Here is a 23370-nt window from a genome sequence, read left to right as displayed (position 1 = left end):
CGTGTGGTCGGGGGCCGCACCCTTGAGCGGTGGCCATCCTGCGGGCGTCCCATCTGGTCAAGCGGTTCGGGCCGGTCACGGCCGTCCGCGACGTGAGCCTCACCGTCGGCGAGGGCGAGATCGTGGGGCTGCTCGGCCCCAACGGCGCCGGCAAGTCGACGACCCTCCACATGCTGCTGGGCCTCATCACCCCCGACGCGGGCAGCGTCGAGCTGTTCGGCATGGAGCTGGCCCGCCACCGCACCGAGGCGCTCAGCCGGCTCAACTTCGCCGCCAGCTACGTGGACCTGCCCGGGGCGCTGCGGGTGGGCGAGGTGCTGGACGCCTTCGCCCGCCTCTACGCCCTGCGCCGTCCGCGCGAGCGGGTCGCCGAGCTGGTCGAGATGTTCGAGCTGGGCCCGTTCGTCAAGCGGAAGGTCATGGCGCTGTCGTCCGGGCAGCGCACCCGCGTGCAGCTCGCCAAGGCGCTGCTGAACGCGCCCCGGCTGCTGGTGCTGGACGAGCCGACGGCCAACCTCGACCCCGACGCCGGTGACCGCGTACGTGGCCTGCTGACCCGGGTGGCCGCCGAGAACGGCAGCGCCATGCTCATCACCTCGCACAACATGCGCGAGGTGGAGCGCATGTGCGACCGGGTGCACTTCCTGTCCGGCGGGGTGATCGTGGCCGCGGGCAGCGCGGCCGAGCTGGCCGGCCACTACGGGGCCGAGGACCTGGAAGAGGTGTTCCTGAAGGTGGCCAGAGGATGAGCATGTCACAGGCTTCCACGCTCACGCTGCCGCCGCTCGGCCTCGCCGCCCGGCGCACCCGGGTCATGGGCGTGGTCCGGCGCGACTTCGCGGCGCTGCGGCGCAGCCCGGTCCGGGTCTTCGAGATCTTCTTCTGGCCCAGCGTGGAGCTGGTGCTGTGGGGGTTCATGACGCTGTTCCTGCAGGCGCAGCGGGTGCCGTTCGCGGTGTCGTTCCTGCTGGGGGCGGTGCTGCTGTGGCAGGTGCTGCAGAAGGCGAGCAACGAGATCTCGATCGCCTTCCTGGAGGACATCTGGTCGCGCAACCTGCTGAACGTGCAGGTCAGTCCGCTGTCCAGCGCCGAGTACCTGACCGGGCTCGTGCTGTTCTCGCTGGGCAAGGTGATCTTCGCGCTGGCCGTGATGGCGGCGCTCGCCCTCGGCCTCTACGGTTTCGGCGTGACCGCCATCGGCGTGGGGCTGGTGCCGTTCATGGGGGTGCTGCTCGTGCTCGGCTGGTCGCTCGGGCTGGTCGGCATCGCGGCGGTGCTCCGTTTCGGCGAGAACGCGCAGGTCATCGCCTGGTCCATCGTGTTCATGGTGCAGCCGCTGGCCGGGATCTTCTACCCGGTGTCCGTGCTGCCCGCGCCGCTCCAGGCGGTGTCGGAGTTCCTGCCCGCCTCGCACGTCTTCGAGGGCATGCGCACGGTCATGGCCGGCGGCCCGGTGCCGTGGGACCGGCTGGCCTGGGCGGCCGGGCTCGACGTGGTCTATCTGGCGGCGACGGTGGGGTTGTTCGCGTGGGCGCTCACGTACGCCCGGCGGCACGGGAAGCTGTCACGCTTCGGCGAATGAGCGCGGGTCGGTGACGGCGGCCGTGATGACGTCCACCAGGCTCTCCACCACCTGGTCGCGGTCGAGGCCGGGCTGGTCCAGCCACCAGTCGCCGGTGGTCTGCACCATGCCGACGAAGGCGTGGCCGAGCACCTGCGCCCGCACCGGGTCGGGCACCACCCCCTCGGCGGCGAGCACGCCGCCCAGCTCCTCGCCGAGGCTGCGGACGAGGGAGGTGACGCGGGAGCGGGTGCGGACGTCCTCGGCCCCGGCGCGCTGGAACAGGAAGCGGTAGAGGTTGAGGTTGGCGGAGACGAGGTCGAGGTAGGCCGTGATGGTGGCCCTGGCGCGGGCGCGCAGGTCGGCGCCGGCCTCGGCGAAGCGCGGCCGGAGCTGCGCGATCACGGTGCGCACGTGCCGGTCGGCGAGCGCCTCGTACAGGCCGCTGCGGTCGCCGAAGTGGCGGTAGAGGATGGGCTTGGTGACGCCCGCGGCGGCGGCGATGGCGGCCATCGACACGTCGGGGCCCTCGGCCGCGATGGCGCGGTCGGCGGCGTCGAGCAGCGCCCTGCGCCGGTCGGGGTCGCGTCCGCTCACGGGCCCAGGATAGATCGCCGGCCGCGCGGGAGCAGCGCCGAGAGGACGAGAACGACGCCGATGAGCGCGTAGAGGCCGGTGATGCCGGCGAGGGTGCCGGGCGGCTCGGCCGCCTCCGCCCAGGGGGCGGCGCCGGGGCGGGCCCAGGGCAGGCCGCCGGCGTACGGCAGGGTGGCCGCGGCGGCGATGGCGCCGGTGGCGTCGAGCGCGAACAGCGTGCCGGCCGCCGCCAGCGGCAGTCCGCAGGCGAGGGCCGCCGGCGGCCAGGCGGCGAGCATCGCGACGATCGCCGCCACCGCGAGGAGGCAGCCGAGGCCGGCGGGCGACGGCCCGGCCGCCACCGTGCCCGCGCGCAGCTCCCGCGCGCCCGCCTCGGTGAGGTAGTAGACGGGGGCGAGGGCCGCCAGCCCAGCGACGGCGCCCAGCAGATGACGCAACCCACGACTCACAGGGACCAGTGTCCCCTGCTGACCCGTCCTTTACTCGGTGTTGATCGAAAGACGGGAGCCGGTCCCCTTTACGAAGTAGATTTCGGAAACGCCGCCAATTTACTGGAAAATGCTGGGACTGTTGGTACGCTCGCGCTCATGAGTGACCGGCTGGACGAGCTCGAACGGCGGATCGACGAGCTGCGGGCCGGCGTGCGCAGGGCCATGCGCGCACGGGACGGCGGCGCCGCCCGCGGCCTGCGGGCCGAGCTGCGCGCCGCCGAGCGGGCCTGGGACGCCCTGGTGGGCGGCGAGCAGCCCGAGGAGCCCGCGGCGCGGGCGGTCCCGCTGGTCACCGTGCGCGAGCAGGTCCACCAGGGGCTGCGGCTGCTGGGCGCGACCGCGCAGCCGCGGCTGGTGGTGGCGGTCAGCGAGGCGTTCCTCGGCGGCACGATCCGCAGCGCCCAGCTCACCAGCCTGCGCAGGGACGAGGAGCGTTCGTTCCGGTCGGCGCCGTTCGGGCGGCCGTACTATCTGTGCGCCGCGCTGACCGACCGCCTCTCCCCCGCCCGCGGCCTGCTCACGCTGAGCACCTGGCCGCTTGAGCGGCGCGTGGTCGGGCCGCTCAGCCCCCGCGTCGACTTCCTGACCTGCGCGATCGCCGTGGCGGGGCGCGAGCAGGCCGATCCGCGGGCGGCCCGGTTACTCCTGCGCATGGCCAGGAACATCCCCGGCGCCACCGACGGCTCGCTCGGCCCGCCCGACCCGGACCGGGTGATCGCGGCGGCCCGCGCCGAGCTGGCCGTGCACGCCCCGCGCGACACGCGCGACCGCGCGGAGCTGGCGCGACGCGCCGCGCGGCAGCTTGATGACGTCGCCCGACTGTTCGGCGCCGCTACGCTGAGCACGATCAAGAAGGAGTACGCCACGTGAGCGGCTTGAAGCGCGAGGGCGACCCCGCGCACCGGCTCGACGCGCTGCGCGGCACCACGCCGCCGCGCCCCCATGACGCCCGCGCCATCGCGGCGCTCGCCGCCAACCCCGGCTGCGCCCGCCGCGCCCTCATGGACGGCGCCGGGCTCGACAAGGACGCCGCCGCCCGCCATCTCGGCTTCCCCGCGCCGTTCGGGCAGTCGCCGTTCGCGATCACCCGCGGCAACGCCTTCGAGGCGCTGGTCAAGGCCGACGGCTGCGCGGAGCTGCTGCGGATGCTGCGCGAGCTGCTGCGCCTGCCGGTCGCCGAGGTCGCCTACCACGACGTCGAGAACGTCGGCGAGAAAGCCGACGCCAAGACCGGCGCCCACCTGCGCCACGCCCACACCCGATCCTTGATCGACCGGGCGGCGCGCGGCGAGGACGACGCCGGCACGCTCTACGACCATCCGCTGCTCGCCCTCACCATCGCCGGGCACACCGCCTACCTGGAGCCCGACGTGGTGGCCTTCCAGCTCGGCGGCCGCTTCCACATCGTGGAGATCAAGTCGTTCGCGGTGATCGACGGGCAGGCCGAGCCGTCGGCGGCGGCCGCGGCGGCCCGGCAGGCCGCGGTGTACGTCCTGGCGCTGCGCACCCTGCTGGAGGAGCTGGGCCACGACCCGCTGCGGGTCTCCCACGACGTGGTGCTGGTCTGCCCCGAGAACTTCGCCAACCGCCCGGTCGCCGCCCTGGTGGACGTACGCCGCCAGCTCGCCGTGCTGCGCCGCCAGCTCGCCCGCATGACGACCCTCGACCGGCTGATGGCCGGCCTGCCCGAGGACCTCACCTTCGACCTGCGTCCCGGCGAGGACGGCCGCCCCACCCGGCCGGTCGCCGAGCTGGCCGACGCGGTGCGCAGGACCACCGCCCGCTACGCGCCGGAGTGCCTGTCCACCTGCGACCTGTGCTTCTTCTGCCGGGACGAGGCCCGCCAGGAGGGCGCCTCCGACCTGCTCGGCCGTCAGGTGCGCGACGAGCTCGGCGGGGTGGCGTCCGTGGCCGAGGCCCTGGGCCTGGCCGACGGCACCCGCGACCCGGCCGAGGGCCAGGAGGAGATCGCCCGGCTGCTGCGCAACGCCGAACGCCTGCGCAGGGAGTGCCTCGGGAGTGTGTGACAAGTGAGCCTGCTGACCTCGCTGGCCCGGCTGCGGGCCCTGGACGAGGGCATCGCCCAGCCGGTCGCGACCGTGCGGCACTGCCATCTGTCGGCGCGGCCGATGGTGTTCGTGCCGCTGCGGCTGTCCGGCGAGGCCGCCGCGCCGCTCGCCGCGATGCTCGGCGACGACCGCGACCGGCCGCGCCTGCTCGTGGTGCCCCAGCCGCGCAACCGCGACCTGCGCTTCGCGTGGGCGGCCGAGCTGGCCGGGGTGCTGCTGCCGTACGTGGAGAGCTTCACGGCCGACACCGAGACGGTCGAGCGGCGGGGCGGCGACCCGTACGAGCGGGCGCTGGACGCGCCGCAGCTCGTCGTGCCCAACACCGGCGGCGTGGCCTTCACCCGGCTGCTCGGCCGCTCCACCCGTTTCCGCCGCGCCGACGGCCCCTACCCGGTGCCGGAGTCGGTGCCGCTGCTCGGGCGGTGGCTGACGTACTTCGCCGAACGGGCCGCGTACCCGGGGTCGTCGCTCATGCTGGCCGCGACGGAGGAGCTGGGCCGGCACTGGGCGAGCGGGCAGAGCGGGCTGGAGGACGGCAACCTCGCCTCCCTGGTCGCCTGGATCACCGAGGGGCCGCGCGAGGAGGCCGAGGACCCGCTGGTGTGGCCGCCCGCCGGTCCGGCGACGGACCCGGGGTTCGACGCGGAGGTGCTGGCCCCCGCCATCGAGAGCGGGTCGGCCGAGCGGGTCACGGAGGCGCTGCGCACCCAGCTCGCGCCGACCTGGCGGCTGATGTGGCGGGCGCTCGACCTGCTGGCCGGGCTGGAGCCGGGGGCGAGCGTGGCGCAGCGGTGGGAGCAGGACCGGGCCTCGTTCAGCGCCATGGCCGAGAGCGTCGCGGAGGGCGGCCCGCCGCAGCCGCGCAGGGACGGCGCGGTGGCCGCCGCGGCCCGGCTCGCGCGCATGGAGCGCGCCCAGGCCGCCTACGAGGTGCAGCGCGCCTATGACGACCCGCTGGTGATGGCCGAGTACCGGTTGACCGGCGAGGCGTTCGCCGGCGAGGTGGTGGAGACCGTCCCCGACAACGCCGAGGGCGAGGGCCGCTCGCGCAAGCTGCGCCCGCTGGTCGTGGTCAAGACCGACGACCCGGTGCTGCTGCCGGTCGGCACGGCGCTCGGCACCCCGGAGCGCCGCGCCCAGGGCGCGGAGCTGGTCGAGGCGCACGAGGGCCTGGTCACCATCAAGATCACCAAGGGCATGGGGCGGGGCAGGACGGCCGCTCCGGGGTCGGTGCCCGACGTCGGCGAGCGGGTCTGCTACACCTCGCTCACCGGCGACTTCCAGGGCTCGCCCGGCCTGCCCGACGCCGAGGCCACGCCGTGGACCCACGGCGGGCCGCCCCAGCAGTACGTGCCCGACGACGAGGACGCCCAGGAGGAGTGGTCGTGACCGCCAGCCCGCCGGAGCGCAGCCCGGAGCAGGTCATCGCGGACGTGCTGGCCGACCTGCCCCGGCATCGGGGCGTGGTCGTGGACTCCCCGCCGGGCGCGGGCAAGTCCACGCTGGTGGTGCGCGCGGCGGCGCATCTCGCGGCCACCGGCGAGCCGCTGATGATCGTCGCCCAGACCAACGAGCAGGTCGACGACCTGGTGGTGCGCATCTGCGACAAGCACCCGCATTTGACGGTCGGGCGGCTGTCGGCCGGCGCGTACGCGCCCCCGCAGCGCCTGCTGGAGCTGGCCGGGGTCCGGGTCGGCACGCGGGTGCAGGATCTCGGCGATCCGGACATCGTCATCGCCACGGCCGACAAGTGGGCGTGGATCGGCGACAGGAAGTGGCCGTGGGCGATCGTGGACGAGGCCTACCAGATGCGCTCGGACAAGCTGCTGCGCATCGCGGGGCTGTTCGAGCGGGCATTGTTCGTGGGCGATCCCGGGCAGCTCGACCCGTTCTCGATCGTCGACGGTGACCGCTGGTCGGGGCTGTCGTGGGACCCGCTGCAGAGCGCGGTGTCGGTGCTGCTGCGGCACAACCCGGACCTGCCGGTGCACCGGCTGCCGGTGTCGTGGCGGCTGCCGGCGACGGCCGCGCCGGTGGTGTCGCGGGCGTTCTACCCGTTCACCGGGTTCCGGTCCGGCACCGGGCCGGGCGAGCGGCGCATGGAGCTGGTCACCGGCGGCCTCGGCACCCCGCACGACCGGGCGCTGGAGGAGGCGGCCCGCTCCGGATGGGCGCTGCTTGAGCTGCCGGAACGGCACACCGTGCGCACCGACGGCGAGGCGGTGCGGGCGGTGGCGCTGCTGGCGGCGCGGCTGCTGCAGCGCGGCGCGGTGGCGGGCTCGGAGCAGGGCGAGCGGCCGGTCACCGCCGACCGGATCGCGGTCGGGGCCGCGCACCGCGACCAGGTGGCGGCGATCCGCGCGGCCGGGCTGCCGCCGGAGATCACCGTGGACACCGCCAACCGGCTCCAGGGCCGCGAGTACGACGTGACGATCGTGCTGCACCCGCTGTCGGGGCGGCGCGACGCGACGGCCTTCCACCTGGAGTCGGGGCGGCTGTGCGTGCTCGCCTCCCGGCACCGGCACGCCTGCGTGGTGGTCGCCAGGGCGGGGATCGCCGAGCTGCTGGACGCCCACCCGTCGGCCGAGCCGGTGCAGCTCGGCGTGCCGGTGAAGTTCCCCGACGGGTGGGAGGCCAATCAGGCGGTGCTGGAGCACCTGTCGCGGCACCGGGTCCGGGCGGGCCGGGGCCAGATGTACGGCTAGAGCCTGCGGCGCCAGACGTCGATGCCCATCACCGGGCGCATGCCGGCCGACTCGTACAGGCCGAGCGCCGGGGTGGTGTTGTTGCTGTCCACGTGCAGGATCGTGCCCTTCCTTCCGCGGGCGGCGTCGGCGGCGAAGGCGTGCCGGAGCATGAAGCGGCCGAGACCCTGACCGCGGAACTCGGGCAGCACGGCGAGTGTGGCGACGTAGCCGCAGCCCTGGTCGGGCAGGAACTGGTCGGTGCCGATCACCACCGCGGCCGGGCGGCCGTCGATCCTGGCCAGGGCGAGCTGGCTCCAGTCGGTGGAACTGTGGGCCTGGCGGCGTTCGTACCACTGCTCGTAGGTGACGGGGACGAACCCGAAGTGATCGGCGAAACCCTCCTGGTGGACGCGGTGCGCCTCGCGCCGCACCTCCTCGCTCTCCCCGGAGTGCAGCGTCAGCCCGGCGGGCGGGGCGGGCGGCTCGACGGGGCCGTCGAAGTCGATCCGCATGCGGTGGAAGCCGGTGCCCGGCTCGAAGCCGTGCTCCTTGGCGATGACCTGCTTGCCCTGGTCGGCGCGGTAGATGCCGAGGTGGAGGGTGGCGCCGTCGTGGCCGCGCGCGGCGGTCAGCTCGCGGGCGCGGCCGAGGACCTTCTCCCAGAGCGGCTCGGTCAGCTCCTCGGCTCCGGGACGGACGATGACGTCCAGGTCGACCAGGTCGCTGTCGCCGTTGGCGCAGGCCCAGGCGTAGGCGAGCAGCCGGCCGCCGGGCTCCTCGGCGACCCAGCCGTCGCGGTCGAGGTCGAAGTCGGGCTCGGCGAGCTCGTCCGCGATGTCCTGGAGGGTCATGTCGGGGCCGCCGAGCACGGCGGTCTCGTACGCCGCGACGAGGTCGTACAGGGCGGCCGCGTCGTCCGGGCGCGGTCGTCGGAAAGTGTGCATGGGGACAATTGTCGTCAAAACCCCCAGCTGGCACCTCTCCTTTTTTCGCCGAATAAACTGGACATCTCCTTACCGGCCGTCCAGTCAGAAAATGGTGCACAGTGCGAGCAGACACACGGACCCGTATTCAGGAGGTCGCGCTGCGGCTCTTCACCGAGCAGGGGTACGAGGCGACCTCGCTGCGGGAGATCGCCGAGGAGCTGGGCGTCACCAAGGCCGCGCTCTACTACCACTTCAAGACCAAGGACGACATCGTGGCGAGCCTGGTCGACCTGCGCGTGGCCGAGATCGAGGAGCTGGTGGAGTGGGCGCGGGAGCGCCCGAAGACGTCCGCGACCCGCCGCGAGCTGCTGGAGCGCTATGCCGCGAACCTGACCCGGCCCAGCCACCTGGAGGTCACCCGGTTCCTGGAGCGCAACCAGACGGCGCTGCGCGAGCATCCGAAGCTCATCAAGATGCGCGAGGCGATGCTGGCGCTCACGGCCGAGCTGAGCGAGCCGGGCGCGACGCCGGTGGAGCGGATCAGCCGGTCGCTGGCGCTGTTCGCGCTGCACGCCGGCAAGTGGATGGCGGCGCAGGACGGCCTGACCGAGGACGAGATCGCCGAGGCGTCCATGGAGGTGGCGCGGCGGCTCGCGGACATGTGATCCCGGGGAGGCCCGGTTCCGCCGCCGACGATTGGGCTCCGCGATCTCGGGCAGAAGGTCGCCACGCGTTCCGCAAGGAAGGAGAAGTCGTGGAGGCCTCGATAGCGCTCCGGCTGCCCAGGGATGCCGCGAGCGTCCCGCTGATCAGGCAGATGCTGGACGGCACTCTGCGCTCGCTCGGCGTGGAGAGCGGGATCCGCGACGACATCGAGCTCATGCTCACCGAGGCCTGCTCCAACGTGATCCGGCACGCCGAGCCGAGCGACGAGTACACCGTCAGCGCCACCGTCCACGACGACCGGTGCTTCATCCGGGTCGTCGACACCGGGCACGGCTTCGACCCCGACAAGCTGCAGGAGCCGAAGCCGGGGGCCGAGCACGGACGCGGGCTGATGATCATGCGGGCGCTCGCCGACGACATCCGCTTCACCAACAAGCGGGAGAACGGCGCGATGGTGTGCCTGGAGAAGCGCCTCCGGTACCAACCCGGGGCCGCCGGGCCCCACCTGATGTCAGCGGACCACCGCTCCTCCCCCGCCTCGCGCTGACGCCCTCCCCTGGCTTCAGCGCCTTCGGCGTGCCCGTTCATTCTCATTATTGATAGTGATAACGTCTGGGGTGTGAGGACATCCCCAGAGCGCTGGGCGCAGCTGGCGCTGCACCCCGTGCGCATCCGCATCCTGCGTGCCACGGCCGGCGCCCGCCGCACGTCGTCCGACCTGGCGGGCCTGCTGCCCGACGTGCCGCAGGCGACGCTGTACCGGCACATCGCCACGCTGGCGCAGGCCGGCCTGCTGCAGGTGGTGGAGGAGCGCAAGGTCGGCGGCGCGACGGAGCGGGTGTACGCGGTGCCGGAAGGCGGCGTCACCCCCTCCCCCGAGGCGCTGGCCTCGGCCTCCCCCGAGGAGCACGCGCGGTACTTCACCGCGTTCGTGGCCAGCCTGCTGTCGGAGTTCTCGCGCTACCTCGCCAGGGAGCACATCGACCTCGTGGCCGACGGCGTCGGCTACCAGCAGCTGGTGCTGCACCTGGACGACGAGGAGTTCGTACGTTTCGCGCAGGGTTTCGCCGGCCTCGTCCAGCCCCTGCTCGCCAACCAGCCGGCGCCGGGACGCACACCCCGGCTGCTGGCCACGATGTTGCTCCCCCTGACGGAAGAAGGTTGACATGGCGACGGTCATCATCGACGGCGGCTCGATCATCGTGAAGTTCGGCCCCTGGGAGAGGTTCTTCGCCGGCCGCGCCCGGCACGTCATCCCCCTGGCGGCCGTGCGGGAGGCGGTCGCCACCGGGCAGCCGCTGCGCGTCCCGCGTGGCGCGCGCAGCGGGCTGGCCGTGTCGGGCCACACCAAGATCGGCGTCTGGGGCCTGTACGGCGGCCCCCGCCAGCTGGTGGCGGTCAACCGTCACCTGCCCGGGCTGCGGCTGCTGCTGGACCGCGCGGGTTCGGGCGGCGAGTTCGACGAGGTCGTGGTCTCGGTCCCCGGCGCCGACCGGCTCGCCGAGACCATCCGGGCGACGGCCGCATGAGCGGCGTCGAGGTCCGGAGCCTGACCAAGAGGTACGGCACGCTCACCGCCGTCGACGACCTCAACTTCACCGTCAGGCCGGGAGCGGTCACCGCCTTCCTCGGCCCCAACGGCGCCGGCAAGACCACGACCATGCGCATGATGGTCGGCCACGTCGCGCCCACCTCCGGCGGCGTGACGATCGGCGGGCGGCGCTACCGCGACCTGCCACGCCCGACGAGCGTCGTGGGGGCGGCCTTCGACGCCGCCGCCTTCCATCCGCGCCACTCGGCCAGGGACCATCTCAGGATCTACGCGGCGATGGGCGGGCACCCGTCCCGCCGGGTGGATGACCTGCTCGGCCTGCTCGGCCTGGCGGCGGCGGGCGACCGCGCGACGGGCACCTACTCGACCGGCATGCGGCAGCGGCTCAGCCTGGCCACCGCCCTGCTGGGCGACCCCGGCGTCCTGCTGCTGGACGAGCCGGGCAACGGCCTGGACCCCGAGGGCACGGCCTGGCTGCGCGCGTTCCTGCGCGAGCTGGCCGGGGAGGGCCGCGCCGTCCTGGTCTCCAGCCACGCGCTGGGCGAGGTCCAGCAGGTCGCCGACGACGTCGTGGTCATCCGGCGGGGCCGGCTGCTGGCCGCCGGGGCGCTGAGCGAGCTCGCCGGCGCGGGACACGTCGTACGGGTGAGCAGCCCGGACGCGGACCGGCTCGCCCGCGTCCTCGCGCCCGCCGCCCGAGGGATCGACCGCGACGGGCCCTGCGACCTGCGGGTGCACGGGCTGGAGCCCGCCGAGATCGCCGGCCTGGCCGCGGCGCACGAGCTGCCCGTCCACGGCCTGGCCGCCTGCCCGCCCAGCCTGGAAGAGCTCTTCCTGGACCTGACCGGCGAACGGACGGACGCATGAGACCCCTGATCCACGCGGAGCTCCGCAGGCTGCTCGCGACCCGGCTGTGGCTGGGCACCCTGCTCGTGGCCGCCCTGCTCGGCGGCGGCCTGGTCGGGCTGCTGGCCCTCGTCGGGCCGGAGAACTTCGACCCGCCGATGCCGGGGCTGCACACCGAGGCGGGGGTGCGGGCCGTGCTCGGCTTTCTCGGCTTCACCGCCTTCGTCCCTGCCGCCGTCGGCACCCTGGCCCTGACCTCCGAGTACCGGCACCGCACGATCACCGTCACGTTCCTGTACGCCCCGGACCGATGGCGGGTGCTGGCCGCCAAGCTCGTGACGTACGGGCTGGCCGGCGTGGTCTACGGGCTCGTCCTGTCGGGCACCGCCGCCGTGGCGCTGTTCGGCGCCGCCGCGGCGCGCGGCGTCACCCTGGGCCTGGACGCGGGGACCGTCGCCGAGCTCCTGGCCCGCCTGGCGGTCGCGATGGCCGCCTACACGGTGCTCGGCGTCGGCATGGGCGCGCTGATCCGCCACCAGGTCGCGGCGCTCTGCGTGGTGGTCGGCTACCTGTACGGGGCGGAGCTGATCCTCGTCACGATCCCGGGCGTCCGCCACCTCTATCCCCTGCTGCCCGGCGGCGCGACGGCGGCGCTCACCGACTTCACCGCCGTGGCCGACGCCCTGGCCCAGCAGCTGTCCAGCGAGCCCGTCCGTCTGCTGTCCCCCCCGGCCGGAGCGCTGGTGCTGCTCGGATACACGGCGCTGGCCAGCACGGCCGCGCTGCTCAGACCCCTGCGCCGCGACGTCGCCTGACCTCCAGCGCGAAGTGGCGGCGCAGGCGCGGGGTGCGGCCGCTCAGCTCGCCGCGCCGCCGCTCGGGGACGCTCTCGCCGCTCAGCTTCACCGTCAGCCGCCGCTCCCGCCCCGTCAGCCGCCGCCACAGCCGCGGCAGGGGGAGCATGGAGCCGGCCATGACCACGAACGCCACCAGGGCGATCACGGCGATGACGGCGATCGCGACGGCGATGAGGAGCAGCACGACCAGCAGGGACCCGATGGCGCCGAGCACGTCCAACATCTGGCGAAGAGTTCCCGATCATCAGCCGGTTATGCCAACTCATGCGGATATAACGCACTTACTCCACGCCAGAAGAGTGCGTGCTCAGCCCGCTACCAGTCCCGACTGGTCGAGCCGGCCCGGCAGCAGGTCGAGCCGGCGCAGGATGACGCCCTCGCGCAGCGCCCACGGGCACACCTCCAGGCTGTCCACCTCGAACAGGTCCATGGCCGCGTCCGCGACCAGCGCGCCCGCCGCGAGCTGCGCCGCCCGCCCCTCGGACACGCCGGACAGCCGCGCCCGCTCGGCCGTGCTCATGGCGGCGAGCTTGGTCACCCAGTCGGCGGTGTCCTGCCGGGTGAGCCGGCGGGGCACGTACAGGCCCTCGCTGGTGGGCGCGGCCCCGGCGATCCTGGCGAGCTGCTTGAAGGTCTTGGAGGTGGCGACGGCGCGGTCGGGCCGGCCGTAACGGGCGACGGAGCCGACCGTGCGGGCGACCTCGGTGCGTACGTGCCGCCGCAGCCTGCGCACCTCCTCGGCGGACGGCGGGTCGGCGGTGAACCAGTCGCGGGTCAGCCGCCCGGCCCCCAGCGGCAGCGAGACGGCCACGTCGGGCTCCTCGTCCACGCCGGCCGCGATCTCCAGCGAGCCGCCGCCGATGTCGAAGGCCAGCAGCCGCCCCGACGACCAGCCGAACCACCGGCGCACGGCGAGGAAGGTCAGCCGGGCCTCGTCGCGCCCCGACAGCACCTCGATGTGCACGCCGCAGCCGTCCTCGACGCGGGCCAGCACCTCCTCGCCGTTGGCCGCCTCGCGCACGGCGGAGGTGGCGAAGGCGAGCAGGTCCTCCACGCCCTTGTCCTCGGCCAGCTCGACGGCCTCCTTGACGAACGCGCACAGCCGCTCGACGCCCCGCTCGGCGAGCCGGTTGTCCTCGCCGAGGTATTCCGTGAGGCGCAGCTCCTCCTTGTGCGAGTACGCAGGGATGGGCCGGGCGCCGCGGTGGGCGTCCACGACGAGGAGATGCACCGTGTTCGAGCCGATGTCCAGCACGCCGAGTCGCATGGGAAGACGCTACCGTTCTGCCGGATTCATGGCATAACGCGAGGGGTGACCAGCGGCGGCCGCGTGATCGGGGGCATGGTGCAAGGGCTACCCTTCCTTACTGGTATGACACGTTTGGGGGGACTTTGAGCGCTTGCTGTGGCCCGAGCAGGGAGGGCGCCGCCACGCCGCAGCCGCGGCCGGCCGTCCTGACCACGCGGCGGTCGGCGCCGCCGCGCGGCATGGTACGCGTCCCTGGCGGGACGTTCCTCATGGGCGGCGACGACTGGGACGCCCGCCCGGAGGACGGCGAGGGACCGGTCCGCGAGGTGCGGCTGGACCCGTTCATGATCGATCCGACGTGTGTGACGAACGCCCAGTTCGCCACCTTCGTCAAGGAGACGGGCTACGTCACCGAGGCCGAGCGGATCGGCTGGTCGTTCGTGTTCCGCCAGTTCGCCCGCGCGGGCGTCATCGACGCGACCGTGCCCGGCGCGTCCTGGTGGGCGGGCGTCGAGGGGGCCGCCTGGCGCACCCCGGAGGGGCCGGGCTCGTCGATCGGCGCCCGGCAGAACCACCCCGTCGTGCACGTCTCCTGGAACGACGCCACCGCCTACGCCGAGTGGGCGGGCAAGCGGCTGCCCACCGAGGCCGAATGGGAGATGGCCGCCCGCGGCGGGCTGGAGCGCAAGCGTTTCCCCTGGGGCGACGAGCTGGCGCCGAACGGGCGGCAGCGGTGCAACATCTGGCAGGGCCACTTCCCCACCGCGCCGAGCAAGGGGACGATGCCGGTCAAGTCGTTCCAGCCGAACGGCTACGGGCTCTACAACGTCGCGGGCAACGTCTGGGAGTGGACCGCCGACTGGTGGGGCACGGCGTGGGAGCCGTACGCGGAGAACCCGGCAGGGCCGGCCGAGGGCACGGCGAAGGTGATCCGCGGCGGGTCGTACATGTGCCACGACTCCTACTGCAACCGCTACCGGGTGGCCGCGCGCACCTCCAACACCCCGGACTCGGCGACCGGGCACACCGGTTTCCGCTGCGCGGCCATACTCTGATCGCATGTCACGAACCCTGCGACTGTTGATCACCGGCGGCGGCACCGGCGGTCACACCTACCCGGCCCTGACGACGCTGTCCGCCTTCCAGCGCCGCCAGGTGCCGCACGACGTGCTCTGGGTCGGCACCGCGAACGGCCTGGAGGCCAGGATCACGGCCGAGCACGGCATCCCGTTCAAGGCGATCACGACCGGCAAGCTGCGCCGCCGCCCCAACCTCCGGGAGCTGGGCACCAACATCGCGGACGTGTTCCGCATCCCGGTCGGGGTGTTCCAGGCGATCGGGCACGCGGCCCGCTACCTGCCCGACGTGGTGCTGTCGACCGGGGGCTACGTGGCCGTGCCCATCGGCGTCGCGGCCAAGCTGATCCGCCGCCCGCTCGTCATGCACGAGCAGACGACCGTCGTCGGGCTGGCCAACCGGATCCTGTCGCGCCTCGCCACCCGGATCGCGCTGTCGCACGAGTCGTCGCTGGAGCACCTGCCCGCCTCCGCCCGCGCCAAGGCCGTGGTGACCGGCAACCCGGTACGGCCGGAGCTGCTGGCCGGCGACCGGGCGGCGGCCTACGACCTGTTCGGGCTGACGTTCGAGGTCCCGCTCATCTACGTGACCGGCGGCGCGCAGGGCAGCAAGCAGATCAACACGCTCATCGCCGAGATCCTGCCGCGGCTGCTGCCGCACGCGCAGGTCGTGCACCAGTGCGGGCCCAACTGGATCGAGCAGATGCGCGCGGTGCCGGTGCCCGCCGAGCTGGCCGACCGCTACCACCCGGTGCCGTACGTGGGGGCCGAGCTGGCCGATCTGTTCGCCGCGGCCGACGTGGTGATCGCGCGCAGCGGCGCGGGGACGGTCTCGGAGCTGACCGCGATCGGCAAGCCGGCCGTGCTGATCCCGCTCATCCCGACCGGCGGCGACGAGCAGCGCAAGAACGCCGGCTACCTGGCCTCGGCGGGGGCGGCGCGGGCGCTGCTGGAGCCGCACCCGACGCCCGACATGCTCCTCGCTGAGCTGATGCCGCTGCTGGCCGATCCCGGGCTGCGCGCCGCGATGGGGCAGGCCGCGGCCAAGCTGGGCCGCGTGGACGCCGCGGACGCCCTGTGCGACCTGCTGCTGGAGGCGGCCCACGCGGGCGGCGCCGGCGTGGGTCAGGGCTCGCCCGGTGCTCCCGGCACCTCTTTCGGCGCTCCCGGGTCCAGGTAGCGGAAGGCCTCGCGGGCGGAGCTCACGCTCCGCCTGAGCGCCTGCTCCAGCCGGTCGGCGTCGGCCGCCAGCCGGTCCAGCTCGGGCACCGCGAAGCCGTCCGCGCCGGTCTCGGCGACGAGCTCCTCGTACTGGTGCAGCCGCCCGCGCAGCTCCTCGATCTGCTCGTGGGCGAGGTAGGCGCGCTCGGCCTCGGTGACGTTGGCGGCGTAGCGCTCCAGCGCCTCGACGCGGGCGAGCACGGCGTCCTCGCTGCCGTCGAGCGCGCGGGCCAGCGGCTCGGCGACGGCCTCGACCTCGGGCGTGAGGCCGCGCGAGACGGTCTCGCGGTGCTTGGTGCGCAGCGCCGACAGCTTGGCCAGCAGGCGGGCGATCGCCCATTCCTCGGCGGGCAGCATCACGGCGTTGCGGGCGTCGTCCAGCAGGCCCTCGGTGTTGACGCGGGAGCCGGTGACGGTGGCGACGGCCCGCTGCGCGCGGGCCAGCAGCCGCCTGGCGGACTCGTCGAGGTCGTCGAGGAGCACATAGCGGCCCTCGTGCCAGCGCAGCAGCTCGTAGATCTGGCGCTCGGTGTCGTCCTCGTCCTCCCCGGCCAGGTCCTGGCGGGCGAACAGCCCGATCACCAGGGGGACGGCGAACAGCACGAGCAGAAACAGGCCGACACCCCTGCTCGCGGCGCCGAGGCCGAGCACCAGCCCGAAGAGGACCACCATGGCGAAGATCCTCACCATGCCGCGGGGCGCGACCGGCGAGGCCCTGCGCGACTGGGGCGCCCAGCCCTGGCGCATCTTGACCAGCACGCGCCGGGACTGCCTCAGCACCTGCGCGTCGTCCGGTGGTATCTGGGGATCGACCACCATATCCGCCACAAATTCGGATCCTAAGCCAACTCACCCCCCAAGGTGGCGAAAAGCCTCGTGAGCCGAGCTGACGCTGTCGCGTAACGCCTGCTCAAGGCGGCCGGCCTCCTCGGACAATCCGTCGAGCTCCGGGACGGCCGCGCCGTCGGCGCCCGATTCCACGAGCAGCTCCTCGTAGCGGGGCAGGCGGGCGCTGAGCCGCTCGATCTGCCGCCGGGCGCGGTAGGCGCGCTCGGCGTCGGCGACGTGTCCCGCGTAGCGTTCCAGCGCCTCGACGCGGGCGAGCACCGCGGCCTCGCTGCTGTCCAGGGCCTCGGCGAGCGGCCCCGCCACGGCGGCCACCTCGGGCGTCACCCCCTCGGCGATCACCTCCTGGTGCTCGGCGCGCAGCGCCGACAACTTGGCCAGCAGGCGGGCGATCTCCCACTCCTGCGCGGGCAGCATCACCGCGTTGCGCACGTCGTCCAGCAGGCCCTCGGCGTTGATCCGGGAGGCCGTGATCTGCTCGACGGCCGCCCCCGCGCGGGCCAGCAGGGCGCGGGCGGGCTCGTCGAGGTGCTCGTCCAGGACGTAGTGGCCCTCGTGGCCGCGGGCGTGCTGGTGGACCTCGCGTTCGAGGGCGCGACGGCGCTCGATCCCGGCGTCGGTACGCGGCCGCAGCAGCACGGCGACGGTCAGCACGGCCGCGCCCGTCATGGTCATCGCGAAGGACGTGTAGCGCTCGGCGGCGAACAGCGCCAGGCCGTACAGGGCGAGCACCGCCGCCACCACGCCGGTGCCGACGCTCACGGCCAGGCCGAGCGTGGGGTCGGGGCCTTTGGGCGGGGGCCGCCAGCCCTGGTGGACGCGGGCCAGCAGGGCGTGGTTGGCGCGCAGCAGGTCGGCGACCTCGCGGGAGAGCGCCGGATCGACGACGACCTTCGCGGGGCGGCCGGGCAGGATGTCGGTCATGGCGCGGCCGTCAGCTTTCCAGGTGGCGGAAGGCCACGTGCGCGGACTCGACGCTGTGCCGGAGCGTGCGCTCCAGCGTGTCGGCGTCGTCCGCCAGCTTCTCCAGCTCCGCGAGCGCGAGCCCGTCGGCGCCCGACTCGGCCAGCAGCTCCTCGTAGCGCGGCAGCCGCGTCCGCAGCTCCTCGATCTGGGCGTGCGCGTGGTAGGCGCGCTCGGCCTCGCGTACGCGGTCGGCGTAACGTTCCAGAGCCTCGACGCGGGCGACCACCGCCGCCTCGCTGGCGGACAGGGCGCGTTCGAGCGGCTGCAGCACCGGGGCGACCTCGGGCGCGAGGCCGCGTTCGTGCAGCTCGCGGTGCTCGCGGCGGAGGGCGGAGAGCTTGGCCAGCAGGCGGGCGATCTCCCATTCCTGCGCGGGCAGCATGACGGCGTTGCCGGCGTCGTCGAGCAGGCCCTCGGCGTTGACGTGGGAGCGCAGCACCGCGCCGACCGCGCGCTGCGCGCGGCCCAGCACGAGCCGCGCCTCCTGGTCGAAGTCCTCGCCGAGGAGGTAGCGGCCGTCGTACCAGCGGGCCTGCTCGTAGACCTGGCGTTCGTGGGGGCGCTCGTCCTCGGGCGGCTCGCTCATGGAGGCGATCTTCACGAGGACGACGAAGACGAACGTGCCGAGCAGCACGAACCCGGCCGGCGCGAACGGCGAGTCGAGCAGGACGGCCATGAGGGCGATCACCACCGGGGTGGCGGCCAGCAGCAGGGTGCTGGAGGAGCCGCGGCGTGGCCGGCGGGAGTCGCAGGAGGAGTCGCGGGGCGTCCATCCGGCGCGCATCCTGGACAGCAGCGAGGCGTTGACGCGTAACAGCCCGGCGACTTCCGCCGGAACCGACGGATCGACGACCACACCCACGCTCTGTCCTGGCACCCTGGCGCCCCCCAAGCTCGGTATGTGGATATTACGTAACAATCCGCTCGCGTGTCAGCCTCGAATGTCGCCGGGCGTACGGGGTTTCAACCATCGTCCTGCTGGATCTCCCACAGCGCGGTCTCGGGGATGCCCGCCTTGACCAGCAGCTCCCAGGCGGCCCGCCGCTCGCGCGGATCGGCGAGCACGGCGCGCAGGAGGGGTCGCAGCCGCGCGTGGTCGGCGCCGCCCTCCGCCCACAGCGCGCCGAGCGCCTGGTGCACGGCCGGCGAGCGGACCGCGGCCGTGCGCAGCAGCTCCTCCAGGATGGCCACCCGGTCGCGGTACGGCAGGGGCCGCCCCTCCCCCAGCGCGCGCAGCAGCAGGTCGAGCAGGCGGCGGTGGCGCGGGCCGTGCCCGGTGGCGACGGCGACGACGGCGTCACCCATCCCCGTGGGATCGTCGGCGCCGAGCACGACGTCCTCCACGCCGTTCTCCATGACCCGCCGCGCCGACAGGGCGGTGACCAGGCCGTTCCATCCCTCCTCCCCGAGCTGGCCCTTCCACAGGTGGGTGAAGGACGACCAGCGCTCGGCCGCGTCGGGCCCCGGCAGCAGCTCCGAGACGCGGACCGGCCCGTCGGCGGCGGCCACGACGAGCAGCGCGAGGTTCGCCGAGTACGCGGCCAGCCGCCGCGCCAGGCTGTGCCGCACCGGGCGGAAGCCGGTGAAGTGGCGGCGCCCGGTCTCGTGCAGGGAGCGGCGCAGCAGCCCCGACAGCTGCTCGACGCAGCGGGCCCGGATCTCGGGCGGCACGTCGTCGAGCAGGTCGATGACGAACCCGACGATCGGCCCGCGCTCGGCCAGGCAGGAGTGGGAGATGACGGCGTAGAGCAGGTCGTCGTCCACGCTCTGCACGAGCGCCAGGGGCTCGTCACCGGCCTGGCTGCGCCTGCGGTCGAGGTCGCGCAGCGCGTAGACGGCCAGCCAGGCGACCAGGAAGTCGCCGAAGGTGGAGTGCAGGAAGGCGTGGCCGCCCCTGCGGACGAAGAAGAACCGCTCGGTGGCCCTGCGCGCCCAGCCCGCGCGGGCCGGCCGGTCGGGGTCGGCGTCCGCCGGGTCGTCCTCGCCGCCGTGGCACAGGGCGGGCAGGTCGCGTTCGAGCGCCTCGTCGGTGATGACCTGGCGGCCGCGGGCCAGCATGGACAGCGCCGCCGCGCCGAGCAGCACCAGCTCCTGGTCGATGACCACCCGGCCGGCGCCGCCGGTCTCGCGTTCGGTGAAGTCGCGCAGCAGCACCTCGTACAGGCGGGAGCGCTTGAGCGGGCGCCGCCGGGGGTCGTCCTGCTGCGCGGCGTTGCCGCCGGCGTCGTAGAGGGCGAGCAGGAGCAGCAGCAGCGGCTGGCGGGCCATCTCGCCGTGGGCGAGCGCGGCCTCGGCGGGCAGCGGCGTGAGGTCGCGGCGGGCCAGCAGGGCGCGGTTGGCCTGGTCCCAGATCTCCAGCCACTGGCGTACCTGGTCGTCCTCGAACGGCAGGAGCCGCAGCGCCAGCAGCCCGTCGGGGAAGCGGATGCGCTCGGCCACGACCGTGCGGCTGGTCACGATGACGGCGGCGGGGCGGCCGAGCCCGGCCTCGCGGCGCTGGAACTCCTCCACGCGGGCGAGGTAGTCGTAGCGGCCGGCGCCGCCGAGCAGCAGCTCGTCCAGCCCGTCGAGGAGGATGACCGGCTGCGCGCCGCCGGCGGCCTCCACGAGGTCGCCGTAGGAGACCTCCTCGCCGAGCACGGCGGCGATGGCCTGCTCGATCTGCTCGGTGACGTCCGCGCGCGGCGCGACCCCCTGCAGGTCCACCCGGATCGGCAGGAACTCCGAGCGGGCCAGGCGGGCGGCCAGCACCTCGGTCAGCTTGGTCTTGCCCGAGCCGGGGTCGCCGAGCACGAGCAGCGGCGCCCGGGTGGCGCGCAGCGAGGTGAGGTGCCCGACGAGGAACGCCTCGGTGTCCGGCAGCAGCCGCTGGTCCTCCCACCAGCCGTCGAGCGTGGGCGAGGCGTCGCGGGTCAGCTCGGCCACCCGGCAGCGCGGGGTGAGGTAGCCCTCGCCGAGCAGCGGCAGGTAGACGTCCTCGGGCAGCTTGCCGGCCAGCAGGAGCGGCTGGTCGAGCAGGTTGGCGGCCATCCTGGCCAGGTGGACCATGGGGCGGTCGCCGACGCGGGGCGGCGCCAGCTCGGCCAGCAGCCACGCCACCCTGGACAGCGCGGTGGAGGGCTGGGGGCGCTCGGTGACCAGGCTGCGCACGCCGAACTCGTGGCTGTCGAGGGCCAGCGAGCGGTAGTTCTCGTCGTAGACGCGCAGGGCGTGGGCGGGCGGGCCCTCGGCGAGCATCCGGGGCAGCAGGATCTGGTCGTCGTGGCTCAGTTCGTCCCAGACGGGCAGGCCGGCGGCGTAGCCGGTCAGGGCCTCCGACATGCGCGCGTAGGCACGTTCCACCGCCTGGCGGGTCTCGCCGAACGGGACGTGCGGCTCGGGGGTGGGCAGGCGCTCCAGCATCAGGGCGGCCATCAGGCGGGCGAAGCGCTCGGGGGTCGGCACGCCGCGTGCGATCTTCTCGGTGCGGTCGAGCTGCTCCAGCGTGAACGGCAGCTTGGCCTCGCCGAGCGCCTCGAAGTAGGCGGAGACGACGATGACGGCGTGCGCGGCGGCCAGGCGCTGGGTGCGGGTGTGCCGGTCGACGCCGCCGCGCAGCTCCGGCAGGCGGCCGAGGACGTCCTCGCCGTAGCGGACGACGGAGGCGCGCATGTCGGCCACGCCCATGACGAGCTGCCCGGCGCCGGCCAGCGGCCACCCGCTGCGCTCGGCCGCCGCGGCGAACCCGATCACCTTGGCCAGCCTGCCGTCCTTGCAGCCGAGGATGCGCAGGGCGTCGGCGTAGCTCGGGGTCTCGATCATGGCCTTCTCCCGGGGACTGGGGTTGTCCCGTCAGCGCTGGGTGCGGCGGTCACATTCCTTTCATGCCCGTTTCATCGCCTCGGCGATCTCCGGCAGGGCGGCGGGGTCCTCGATCGTGGACGGCGTGGTGTACGGGCGGTCGTCGGCGATGTCGCGCATGGTGCCGCGCAGGATCTTGCCGGAGCGGGTCTTCGGCAGCCGGGCGACCACGACGGCGCGGCGGAAGGCGGCGACGGGGCCGATGCGCTCGCGTACCAGGGCGACCAGCTCGCGCTCCAGCTCCCCGGGGTCGCGCTCGCAGCCGGACTTGAGCACCGCGAAGCCGACCGGGACCTGTCCCTTGAGCTCGTCGGCCACGCCGATGACGGCGCATTCCGCGACGTCGGGGTGGCCGGCGAGGACCTCCTCCATGGAGCCGGTGGACAGCCGGTGCCCGGCCACGTTGATGACGTCGTCGATGCGGCCCATGACGTAGAGGTAGCCGTCGGCGTCGAAGTGGCCGCCGTCGCCGGTCAGGTAGTGGCCGGGATGGCGGTCGAGGTAGGAGGAGCGGAAGCGGGCCTCGTCGCGGTAGAGGGTGGGCAGGGCGCCGGGCGGCAGCGGCAGCTTGACCGTGACCGAGCCCTCGACGCCGGGCGGGCAGTCGTTGCCGTCGGCGTCCAGGACGTGCACGCCCCAGCCGGGCACGGGCTTGGTCGGGGAGCCGGGTCTGGCCGGCAGGGTCTCGATGCCGACGCAGTTGGCGGCGATGGGCCAGCCGGTCTCGGTCTGCCACCAGTGGTCGACGACGGGGACGCCGAGCAGGCCGGCGGCCCAGTGGTAGGTGTCGGGGTCGAGGCGTTCGCCGGCGAGGAAGAGGTGCCGCAGCCCGGACAGGTCCCACTTTTTCGCGAATTCTCCGGAGGGGTCCTCCTTTTTGATGGCGCGGATCGCGGTCGGCGCGGTGAACAGCGTCCGCACGCCGTGCGTGGCCACCACCCGCCAGTACGCGCCGGGGTCGGGGGTGCCGACGGGCTTGCCCTCGTACAGGACGGTCGTGCAGCCGGCCAGCAGCGGGGCGTAGACGATGTAGGAGTGGCCGACGACCCAGCCGACGTCGGAGGCCGCCCAGAAGACCTCGCCGGGGGCGGCGCCGTACACGTTGGCCATGCTCCAGTGCAGCGCGACGGCGTGGCCGCCGTTGTCGCGCAGCACGCCCTTCGGCGAGCCGGTGGTGCCGGAGGTGTAGAGGACGTAGAGCGGGTCGGTGGCGGCCACGCTCACGCAGGGGGCGGGCGCGGCGTCGCGCACGGCCGCGGCCCAGTCGAGGTCACGGCCCTCGGTCAGCTCGGCCGGGCACTGCGGGCGTTGCAGGATCACGCACCGCTCCGGCCGGTGGGCGGCCTCCTCCAGCGCCGCGTCCAGCAGCGGTTTGTACGCCACCACCCGGCTGGGCTCGATGCCGCAGGAGGCCGACAGCACGACCTTGGGCCGGGCGTGGTCGACGCGCACCGCCAGCTCGCGGGCGGCGAACCCGCCGAACACCACCGAGTGCACCGCCCCGAGGCGCGCGCAGGCCAGCATCGCGACCACGGCCTCGGGCACCATCGGCATGTAGATCACGACGGTGTCGCCGGCGCCCACGCCGAGGTCGCGCAGCATGCCCGCGGTCCGCGCCACCTCGTCGAGCAGCTCGGCGTAGCTGAGCACGCGCACGGCGCCGGTGACCGGGCTGTCGTGGATCAGCGCCGGCTGCCCGCCGCGGCCCGCGGCCACGTGCCGGTCGAGCGCGTTGTGGCAGGTGTTGAGCCGCCCGTCGGGGAACCAGCGGCCGTCGGGGCCGAGGACCGCGGCCGGAGCCACGTCCCAGTCGATGCCGCGGGCCGCCTCGGCCCAGAACTCCTCGGGATGCCGGATGCTCCGCAGGTACGTCTCGTCATAACCAGCCACTTATCGATCAGACCAGCCGCCGGGGCCCCG

The 23370-nt window shown here is 74.1% G+C and carries 24 protein-coding genes; 14 read left to right on the top strand and 10 right to left on the bottom strand.

The genetic code is table 11. The annotated features are described in order from the left end of the window. Positions 1 to 29 precede the first annotated feature (29 nt). Entirely contained in the window at positions 30 to 749 is a 720-nt protein-coding gene (locus ACBR40_RS38175) for an ABC transporter ATP-binding protein (RefSeq protein ID WP_344206154.1), read from the top strand. After that, positions 746 to 1582 (top strand): ABC transporter permease, encoded by an 837-nt coding sequence (locus ACBR40_RS38170; RefSeq protein WP_364456156.1) that lies wholly within the window; start codon positions 746 to 748, stop codon positions 1580 to 1582. The genes ACBR40_RS38175 and ACBR40_RS38170 overlap by 4 nt, the downstream gene beginning before the upstream one ends. On the opposite strand, the gene ACBR40_RS38165 is transcribed toward ACBR40_RS38170, so the two are convergent. Together ACBR40_RS38165 and ACBR40_RS38160 are read right to left on the bottom strand one after the other, a co-directional pair. Continuing rightward, positions 1565 to 2158 (bottom strand): TetR/AcrR family transcriptional regulator, encoded by a 594-nt coding sequence (locus ACBR40_RS38165; RefSeq protein WP_344206151.1) that lies wholly within the window; start codon positions 2156 to 2158, stop codon positions 1565 to 1567. The two genes, ACBR40_RS38170 and ACBR40_RS38165, sit on opposite strands and share 18 nt — an antisense overlap. Next, positions 2155 to 2607: a hypothetical protein gene (locus tag ACBR40_RS38160; protein WP_364456160.1), complete on the bottom strand. Its 453-nt coding sequence runs from the start codon at positions 2605 to 2607 to the stop codon at positions 2155 to 2157. The genes ACBR40_RS38165 and ACBR40_RS38160 overlap by 4 nt, the downstream gene beginning before the upstream one ends. Before the next feature lie 138 nt (positions 2608 to 2745). Here ACBR40_RS38160 and ACBR40_RS38155 point away from each other — a divergent pair, with 138 nt between their 5' ends. Genes ACBR40_RS38155 through ACBR40_RS38140 form a run of 4 tightly spaced genes read left to right on the top strand, consistent with a single transcriptional unit; the run spans position 2746 to position 7423 of the window. Then, complete coding sequence (locus tag ACBR40_RS38155; protein WP_344206148.1) at positions 2746 to 3519, top strand: hypothetical protein; 774 nt, start codon at positions 2746 to 2748, stop codon at positions 3517 to 3519. Next, on the top strand, positions 3516 to 4676 hold the full coding sequence (locus tag ACBR40_RS38150) for a hypothetical protein (protein ID WP_371251853.1): 1161 nt from the start codon (positions 3516 to 3518) through the stop codon (positions 4674 to 4676). The genes ACBR40_RS38155 and ACBR40_RS38150 overlap by 4 nt, the downstream gene beginning before the upstream one ends. 3 nt (positions 4677 to 4679) lie before the next feature. Continuing rightward, complete coding sequence (locus ACBR40_RS38145; RefSeq protein WP_371251852.1) at positions 4680 to 6107, top strand: hypothetical protein; 1428 nt, start codon at positions 4680 to 4682, stop codon at positions 6105 to 6107. After that, entirely contained in the window at positions 6104 to 7423 is a 1320-nt protein-coding gene (locus ACBR40_RS38140; RefSeq protein ID WP_371251851.1) for an AAA family ATPase, read from the top strand. Before ACBR40_RS38145 ends, ACBR40_RS38140 begins: the two co-directional genes overlap by 4 nt. On the opposite strand, the gene ACBR40_RS38135 is transcribed toward ACBR40_RS38140, so the two are convergent. Then, positions 7420 to 8349 (bottom strand): GNAT family N-acetyltransferase, encoded by a 930-nt coding sequence (locus ACBR40_RS38135; RefSeq protein ID WP_371251850.1) that lies wholly within the window; start codon positions 8347 to 8349, stop codon positions 7420 to 7422. The genes ACBR40_RS38140 and ACBR40_RS38135 overlap by 4 nt on opposite strands. Positions 8350 to 8450: 101 nt before the next feature. Between ACBR40_RS38135 and ACBR40_RS38130 the strand changes: the two genes are divergently transcribed. The 6 genes from ACBR40_RS38130 (at position 8451) to ACBR40_RS38105 (ending at position 12210) form a co-directional block, all read left to right on the top strand. Further along, positions 8451 to 8996, top strand: coding sequence for a TetR/AcrR family transcriptional regulator (locus tag ACBR40_RS38130; protein WP_371251849.1), 546 nt, complete (start codon positions 8451 to 8453; stop codon positions 8994 to 8996). Positions 8997 to 9085: 89 nt separating this feature from the next. Further along, the gene (locus ACBR40_RS38125; RefSeq protein WP_344206139.1) at positions 9086 to 9544 is read left to right on the top strand and encodes an ATP-binding protein; all 459 of its coding nucleotides are present in this window, start codon (positions 9086 to 9088) and stop codon (positions 9542 to 9544) included. 72 nt (positions 9545 to 9616) lie between these two features. Further along, the gene (locus tag ACBR40_RS38120; RefSeq protein WP_371251848.1) at positions 9617 to 10162 is read left to right on the top strand and encodes a helix-turn-helix domain-containing protein; all 546 of its coding nucleotides are present in this window, start codon (positions 9617 to 9619) and stop codon (positions 10160 to 10162) included. A 1-nt stretch (position 10163) separates the two neighbouring features. Further along, positions 10164 to 10526, top strand: coding sequence for a hypothetical protein (locus tag ACBR40_RS38115; RefSeq protein ID WP_371251847.1), 363 nt, complete (start codon positions 10164 to 10166; stop codon positions 10524 to 10526). After that, entirely contained in the window at positions 10523 to 11416 is an 894-nt protein-coding gene (locus ACBR40_RS38110) for an ATP-binding cassette domain-containing protein (protein ID WP_371251846.1), read from the top strand. Before ACBR40_RS38115 ends, ACBR40_RS38110 begins: the two co-directional genes overlap by 4 nt. Continuing rightward, on the top strand, positions 11413 to 12210 hold the full coding sequence (locus ACBR40_RS38105) for an ABC transporter permease (protein WP_371251845.1): 798 nt from the start codon (positions 11413 to 11415) through the stop codon (positions 12208 to 12210). Before ACBR40_RS38110 ends, ACBR40_RS38105 begins: the two co-directional genes overlap by 4 nt. On the opposite strand, the gene ACBR40_RS38100 is transcribed toward ACBR40_RS38105, so the two are convergent. Together ACBR40_RS38100 and ACBR40_RS38095 are read right to left on the bottom strand one after the other, a co-directional pair. Beyond that, positions 12182 to 12475, bottom strand: coding sequence for a hypothetical protein (locus tag ACBR40_RS38100; RefSeq protein WP_371251844.1), 294 nt, complete (start codon positions 12473 to 12475; stop codon positions 12182 to 12184). The genes ACBR40_RS38105 and ACBR40_RS38100 overlap by 29 nt on opposite strands. 84 nt (positions 12476 to 12559) lie before the next feature. Beyond that, positions 12560 to 13519, bottom strand: a complete 960-nt coding sequence (locus tag ACBR40_RS38095) for a Ppx/GppA phosphatase family protein (RefSeq protein WP_344206130.1) — start codon at positions 13517 to 13519, stop codon at positions 12560 to 12562. Between the two features lie 221 nt (positions 13520 to 13740). On the opposite strand from ACBR40_RS38095, the gene ACBR40_RS38090 reads away from it, so the two are divergent. Together ACBR40_RS38090 and ACBR40_RS38085 are read left to right on the top strand one after the other, a co-directional pair. Beyond that, positions 13741 to 14556, top strand: a complete 816-nt coding sequence (locus ACBR40_RS38090) for a formylglycine-generating enzyme family protein (protein WP_371251905.1) — start codon at positions 13741 to 13743, stop codon at positions 14554 to 14556. Positions 14557 to 14560: 4 nt separating this feature from the next. Beyond that, positions 14561 to 15757 carry a glycosyltransferase gene (locus ACBR40_RS38085; protein WP_371251843.1) on the top strand — a complete coding sequence of 399 codons (1197 nt, stop codon included), beginning with the start codon at positions 14561 to 14563 and terminating at the stop codon, positions 15755 to 15757. Here the strand turns inward: ACBR40_RS38085 and ACBR40_RS38080 are convergent. The 5 genes from ACBR40_RS38080 to ACBR40_RS38060 all read right to left on the bottom strand — a co-directional run bounded on the left by ACBR40_RS38080 (position 15703) and on the right by ACBR40_RS38060 (position 23340). After that, positions 15703 to 16617, bottom strand: a complete 915-nt coding sequence (locus ACBR40_RS38080; protein WP_371251904.1) for a hypothetical protein — start codon at positions 16615 to 16617, stop codon at positions 15703 to 15705. The genes ACBR40_RS38085 and ACBR40_RS38080 overlap by 55 nt on opposite strands. A 30-nt stretch (positions 16618 to 16647) precedes the next feature. Next, the gene (locus ACBR40_RS38075; RefSeq protein ID WP_371251842.1) at positions 16648 to 17568 is read right to left on the bottom strand and encodes a hypothetical protein; all 921 of its coding nucleotides are present in this window, start codon (positions 17566 to 17568) and stop codon (positions 16648 to 16650) included. Between the two features lie 10 nt (positions 17569 to 17578). Beyond that, entirely contained in the window at positions 17579 to 18472 is an 894-nt protein-coding gene (locus tag ACBR40_RS38070; RefSeq protein WP_344206123.1) for a hypothetical protein, read from the bottom strand. Between the two features lie 101 nt (positions 18473 to 18573). After that, entirely contained in the window at positions 18574 to 21411 is a 2838-nt protein-coding gene (locus ACBR40_RS38065) for an NACHT domain-containing NTPase (protein ID WP_371251841.1), read from the bottom strand. A gap of 60 nt (positions 21412 to 21471) precedes the next feature. Further along, positions 21472 to 23340: a propionyl-CoA synthetase gene (locus tag ACBR40_RS38060; RefSeq protein ID WP_371251840.1), complete on the bottom strand. Its 1869-nt coding sequence runs from the start codon at positions 23338 to 23340 to the stop codon at positions 21472 to 21474. Between the last annotated feature and the right edge of the window lie 30 nt (positions 23341 to 23370).

Origin of the sequence: Nonomuraea sp. AD125B, assembly GCF_041402765.1 — a bacterium.
Classification (GTDB): Bacteria; Actinomycetota; Actinomycetes; order Streptosporangiales; family Streptosporangiaceae; genus Nonomuraea; species Nonomuraea bangladeshensis.
Note: the sequence above shows the minus strand (reverse complement) of the source record. Positions and strands in the feature narration are given on the sequence as shown.

Bases quoted from the DNA above. Each gene is read 5' to 3' on its own strand.
- ACBR40_RS38115 (WP_371251847.1), top strand. From the start codon at position 10,164: ATGGCGACGGTCATCATCGACGGCGGCTCGATCATCGTGAAGTTCGGC.
- ACBR40_RS38135 (WP_371251850.1), bottom strand. From the start codon at position 8,349: ATGCACACTTTCCGACGACCGCGCCCGGACGACGCGGCCGCCCTGTAC.
- ACBR40_RS38065 (WP_371251841.1), bottom strand. From the start codon at position 21,411: ATGATCGAGACCCCGAGCTACGCCGACGCCCTGCGCATCCTCGGCTGC.
- ACBR40_RS38100 (WP_371251844.1), bottom strand. From the start codon at position 12,475: ATGTTGGACGTGCTCGGCGCCATCGGGTCCCTGCTGGTCGTGCTGCTC.
- ACBR40_RS38110 (WP_371251846.1), top strand. From the start codon at position 10,523: ATGAGCGGCGTCGAGGTCCGGAGCCTGACCAAGAGGTACGGCACGCTC.
- ACBR40_RS38090 (WP_371251905.1), top strand. From the start codon at position 13,741: ATGGTACGCGTCCCTGGCGGGACGTTCCTCATGGGCGGCGACGACTGG.
- ACBR40_RS38095 (WP_344206130.1), bottom strand. From the start codon at position 13,519: ATGCGACTCGGCGTGCTGGACATCGGCTCGAACACGGTGCATCTCCTC.
- ACBR40_RS38085 (WP_371251843.1), top strand. From the start codon at position 14,561: ATGTCACGAACCCTGCGACTGTTGATCACCGGCGGCGGCACCGGCGGT.
- ACBR40_RS38170 (WP_364456156.1), top strand. From the start codon at position 746: ATGAGCATGTCACAGGCTTCCACGCTCACGCTGCCGCCGCTCGGCCTC.
- ACBR40_RS38080 (WP_371251904.1), bottom strand. From the start codon at position 16,617: ATGGTGGTCGATCCCCAGATACCACCGGACGACGCGCAGGTGCTGAGG.
- ACBR40_RS38075 (WP_371251842.1), bottom strand. From the start codon at position 17,568: ATGACCGACATCCTGCCCGGCCGCCCCGCGAAGGTCGTCGTCGATCCG.
- ACBR40_RS38105 (WP_371251845.1), top strand. From the start codon at position 11,413: ATGAGACCCCTGATCCACGCGGAGCTCCGCAGGCTGCTCGCGACCCGG.
- ACBR40_RS38155 (WP_344206148.1), top strand. From the start codon at position 2,746: ATGAGTGACCGGCTGGACGAGCTCGAACGGCGGATCGACGAGCTGCGG.